Source organism: Microbacterium sp. CPCC 204701 (genome assembly GCF_004010105.1).
In the GTDB taxonomy this organism is placed as follows: Bacteria; Actinomycetota; Actinomycetes; order Actinomycetales; family Microbacteriaceae; genus Microbacterium.
On record NZ_RRYE01000251.1, the window covers coordinates 1 to 4,572 of the forward strand.

Genomic DNA, 4,572 nt, shown 5'->3' on the forward strand with positions numbered 1-4,572 from the left:
CGCGCGGCGACGACTCCGTCCTCCGGCACGATCCACACGCCGTCGACGGTCGCCTGCGAGGCTCCCGCACGCACGGCGCCCGAGTCGGCGCGCTGACCGAGCAGCAGTCCGAGGCCCGTCACCACCATCGTCTTGCCGGCGCCGGTCTCGCCTGTGATAGCGGTGAACCCCGGACCGATCGGCAGGGTGGCCTCCGCGATCACCCCCAGGTCGCGCAGCCGCATCTCTTCGATCACGGGGCGACCTCCCCGGCGGGGCGCGCCGCGGGTGCACGGGTGGCCGAGGGGGCAGCCGGCATCGTCGGCGTCAGCGGAAGGGCAGCGGTGATCGCCGCCGGGCCCCGCCACCCCTCCACCGGCAATCGGAACTTGCGCACGAGACGGTCCGTGAACTGCGCAGGATGAAAACGCGCGAGGCGCACGGGCCGATCGGAACGGCGCACAACGACACGGGCCCCGGGCGGCAGGTCGTGCGAGCGGCGGCCGTCGCACCACAGGATGCCGGTGCCGTTCGTATGCTCGAGCACCTCGATCGCGACCGAGTGCTCGGGTCCGACGACGAGGGGCTCCGCGAACAGCGCGTGCGCCGAGAGCGGCACGACCGCGATGGCCTCGACGGTCGGCCAGATCACCGGACCGCCGGCCGAGAAGTTGTACGCCGTCGAGCCGGTGGGAGTCGACACCACCACGCCATCGCACCCGAATGTCGACAGCGGGCGCCCGTCGATCTCGATGACGACCTCGAGCATGCGCTCGCGGCTCGCCTTCTCGACGGTCGCCTCGTTGAGGGCCCACGTCTCGTAGATGACCGAGTCGGCGGTGTCCTTCACGCGCACCTGCAGCGCGAGCCGCTCCTCGACGTCGTAGTCGCGCTCGACCACGCGGCGGACGGCGTCGTCCATGTCGTCGCGCTCGATCTCGGCGAGGAAGCCCACGTGCCCCATGTTGATGCCGAGGACCGGAGCCGTGCCGTCGCGCACGAGTTCGGCCGCACGCAGGATGGTGCCGTCGCCTCCCAGGACGATCGCCAGCTCGATGTCTGCAACCGCGACATTGCGCCCGAGGATCGCGATGTCGGCGAACGACGGGCGCACCGCGATGACGTCTTCGCTGTCGTCCGCAGCGAGCACGGGCTGCGCTCCCGCGGCGCGCAGGGCCGTGACGACCCGCTCCGCGGCATCCACCGTCTCGGCCCGATGCGCGTGCGCGACCACGAGGATGCTGCGCACGGCCCGTGCGTCGGCCCGTGGATCGGAGTTGTTCATCGGCTCCCCGCCAGTCGGTTCACAGTGCCCAACCATTCTGTCGGATTGCTCCCCCGCCCCGGCGCGAGGTGCGCGATGTACTCGGAGTTCCCGTGCGTCCCCACGATCGGGGAGGAGACGATGCCGCATGTCCCGAGTCCGGCATCCCACGCCGCCCACAGCACGCCGGCCACGGCATCCGCACGCAGCGCCGGATTCGTCACGAGGCCGCCCTTGACCGCCGTGCGGCCGACTTCGAACTGCGGCTTGACGAGCAGCACGAGATCCGCGTCTGCGGCAGCGACGTCACGCGCGGCGGGTAGCACGTGCGTGAGCGAGATGAACGACAGGTCGCCGGTGATCACCGACGGCGGCGCGTCGACGCCGGTCGCCTCGGCGAGGGAGTCCCGCGTCATGTGGCGGACGTTGAAACCCTCGACCGAGACGACGCCGGGATCGTCGGCGACGGATGCCGCGAGCTGCCCGTGACCGACGTCCACCGCGATCACCGGCTCGGCGCCACGCTCCCGCAGCACCTGCGTGAAGCCGCCCGTCGAGGCGCCCATGTCGAGGGCGAGCCGCCCGCGCACATCGACGCCGAACGCATCCAGGCCGGTGATGAGCTTGTGCGCGGCGCGACTGACGTAGTGGTCGCCGCCCGCGACCTCGAGCACGCTCGCGTCTGCCACCTGCAGTGCCGGCTTGACGACCGCCCGGCCGTCGACGGTGACCAGGCCCTGGGAGATGAGGGCCGCGGCGTGCGTACGCGAGCGGGCGAGACCTCGAGCAGCCAGCGCGGCGTCGAGGCGCGGTGTCATGACGGCGTGCCGGGGCTCGCCTCGAGACGGCGGGCGAGGGTGACGTGGAGCGACTCATACGCCTCACCACGCGTCGCGAGCGGCTGCGCTTCGATCACCTCGAGAGTCGACATCAGGTCATCGGCCTCGTCGTCGCGTTCGCTGGGCTGATCCATGCCCCCAGGATACGGGCGCGCCGCGACACCGCCGCGGATCACGGCCGATGGAACGGATCCGCGTACAGTCGCTCGGGCACGCGGAAGCCGAAGATCGCCCGGCCGGTCGACCAGATCGCGGCTGCACCCGCGCGCACCAGATCGATCGGCCGATCCCCCTCGCTCACGATCCGGACGTCGGGGCCGTCGACGGCGACGCGGGCTCCCCGGACGGTCGCGACGCCATCCTCGACGTGCACCTCGGGGTACGGCTCGCGCAGCTCCCGCAGATCACCGAGGATGTAGGTCGGCCGCGAGCTCTCGGGAGCTGCGAGGACATGCTTGGGCCGGTCGATCCCGGTGAGCACCAGGGCCGAGGGGATCCCCGCCCGATTGGCGCCGAGGATGTCGGTGTCGAGCCGATCGCCGAGGAACAGCGGGTGCTCGGCGCCGAATCGCGCCGTCGCCTCCTCGAAGATCGGAACCTCGGGCTTACCCGCGACCGTGGCGAGGCGACCCACGGCGGTGTGCACAGCCGAGACGAGGGTGCCGTTGCCGGGGGCGACGCCGCGGGACTGCGGGATCGTCCAGTCGGTGTTGGTCGCGATCCACGGGATCCCGCCCTCCTCCTCCGGAACCTTCAGCGCGAAGGCAGCCTCGGCGAGCTGCGTCCACCCGACCTCGGGCGCGAAGCCCTGCACGACCGCCGCCGGGCGCTCGGCCGCGCTGCGCGTCACCACGAAGCCGGCCCTCTCGACTTCGACGACGAGACCGTCGCCTCCCACCACGAGGATCGTCGAGCCGGCCGGGATCTTCGCGCTCAGCAGTCGCATCGCGGCCTGAGGGCTCGTGATCACGTCGCGAGGAGTGGTCGGAAGACCGAGCTCCGTCAGATGCGCCGCGACCGAGGCATCCGTTCGCGAAGCGTTGTTCGTGATGTATCCGAGCGCGCGGCCCTCCCGCGCGGCGTTCAGGCTCTCCACGGCGTGCGGCAGCGCGCCGGCGCCCGCGTACACCACGCCGTCCAGGTCGGCCAGCACGACGTCCACGCCGTCCAGCGGCGCGGCGGTCGTCGACCGCCGTCCGAACAGACCCATCAGCGGTCGGCCTCGTCCGGCTCGTCGACACCGGCCTCGACGAGCAGTTCGGCGACCTCGCCGGCGACCGAAAGCTCGGGATCGGTGTCCGTGGCGGACGCGGCGGCTCCAGGCGCCTGGTTCTCGGCCGTCGGAGTCTCGGGGCCGGCGTCGTGCGCGTCCACGTCGCGCGCCGCGTCCTCGTCGGACTCGGCATCCTCGCCCGGCACGGACACGTCCGGCACGGACTCGTCGTGCTCTTCTTCGACCTCCTCGACGATCACCGTCTCGAGATCTCCGTGTCCTGATGCTGCGTCCAGGGCATCGGCCGCGACGATCGCTCGTTGACGCCACTGCGCGGCCTCGTCGTCACGCCCGAGTTCCTCGAGCACCGTCGCATGGGCCGCGAACAGTGCAGGGCTCCATTCGTAGGCGCGGTCAGGATCGAGTTCGGGGATGTCGAGCTCCAGCAGCGCGCGCTCCGGGTCGCCCTGATCGAGACGAGCTCCCGACATGGCGATCGCGAGCTCGACGCGCACCGGCGTCTCGAGCGTCGAACGGTCGACCGCGCGTCCGGCCTCGAGAGCGCGGTCGGGGCGTCCGACGCCGCGCTCGCTGTCGACGAGCAGGGCGATCTGGTCGTCCTTGCCCGAGATCCGGCGGTACGTGCGCAACTCACGAACGGCAAGCGCGTAGTCGCCCGTGGCATACGCCGTGATCGCGAGCGTCTCGCGCACAACGGCGATACGACCTGCGCGGCGGGATGCCGAGATCGCATGGAGGTGCGCCAGTTCGGGGTCTTCGTCGATGAGCTGCGAAGCCATCGCCAAGTGCCGAGCGACCTGGTCGGCGTTCTCCTTGCTCAGTGTCTTGAGCTCATTCCGCGCGCTCGGGTGAAGATCGCGCGCCGTGACGTCCTCGGGGATGATGGGGTCATCGTGACGCGCGCGGACAGGCCGGATCTCGTCCTCGCGGACCTCACGGTCGGGGCGATTCGCACCGCCCCGGGTCGGCCGAGGGCCACTCGCCGACATGCCACGACCTTCGTCGCGACGGGCGTACGGCTTGCGGTCGTCGTCGCGGCGGGCGTACGAACGGTCGCCCTCGCGCTTCACGTACGGCTTGCGGTCGTCGTCACGACGCGGGTACGGCTTGCGGTCGGCATCGCGCTTCTCGTACGGGCGGTCGACCTCCCGCTTCGCGTAGGGCTTGCGGTCGGCATCGCGCTTCTCGTACGGGCGGTCGCCCTCGCGCTTGGCGTAGGGCTTGCGGTCATCGTCACGACGCGGGTACGGCTTGCG

The 4,572-nt window shown here is 71.5% G+C and carries 5 protein-coding genes and 1 pseudogene; all 6 read right to left on the reverse strand.

Annotated features, from left to right (window positions below):
• Positions 1-236 (reverse strand): AAA family ATPase (locus tag EIO58_RS13155; RefSeq protein ID WP_164861691.1); only part of this gene is annotated, 236 nt, incomplete at its 3' end.
• Positions 233-1,264 (reverse strand): NAD kinase, encoded by a 1,032-nt coding sequence (locus EIO58_RS13160; RefSeq protein ID WP_127819923.1) that lies wholly within the window; start codon positions 1,262-1,264, stop codon positions 233-235. The genes EIO58_RS13155 and EIO58_RS13160, both read right to left, overlap by 4 nt.
• On the reverse strand, positions 1,261-2,061 hold the full coding sequence (locus EIO58_RS13165) for a TlyA family RNA methyltransferase (protein WP_127819924.1): 801 nt from the start codon (positions 2,059-2,061) through the stop codon (positions 1,261-1,263). The genes EIO58_RS13160 and EIO58_RS13165 overlap by 4 nt, the downstream gene beginning before the upstream one ends.
• A complete protein-coding gene (locus tag EIO58_RS18865) occupies positions 2,058-2,216 on the reverse strand; it encodes a hypothetical protein (protein ID WP_164861692.1) in 159 nt (52 codons plus the stop codon). The genes EIO58_RS13165 and EIO58_RS18865 overlap by 4 nt, the downstream gene beginning before the upstream one ends.
• Before the next feature lie 38 nt (positions 2,217-2,254).
• The gene (locus tag EIO58_RS13170; RefSeq protein ID WP_127819925.1) at positions 2,255-3,292 is read right to left on the reverse strand and encodes an HAD-IIA family hydrolase; all 1,038 of its coding nucleotides are present in this window, start codon (positions 3,290-3,292) and stop codon (positions 2,255-2,257) included.
• A pseudogene (locus tag EIO58_RS19560) lies at positions 3,292-4,572 on the reverse strand (primosomal protein); the annotation flags it as partial. The pseudogene EIO58_RS19560 and the gene EIO58_RS13170, both read right to left, overlap by 1 nt.

Bases quoted from the DNA above. Each gene is read 5' to 3' on its own strand.
- EIO58_RS13160 (WP_127819923.1), bottom strand. From the start codon at position 1,264: ATGAACAACTCCGATCCACGGGCCGACGCACGGGCCGTGCGCAGCATC.
- EIO58_RS13165 (WP_127819924.1), bottom strand. From the start codon at position 2,061: ATGACACCGCGCCTCGACGCCGCGCTGGCTGCTCGAGGTCTCGCCCGC.
- EIO58_RS18865 (WP_164861692.1), bottom strand. From the start codon at position 2,216: ATGGATCAGCCCAGCGAACGCGACGACGAGGCCGATGACCTGATGTCG.
- EIO58_RS13170 (WP_127819925.1), bottom strand. From the start codon at position 3,292: ATGGGTCTGTTCGGACGGCGGTCGACGACCGCCGCGCCGCTGGACGGC.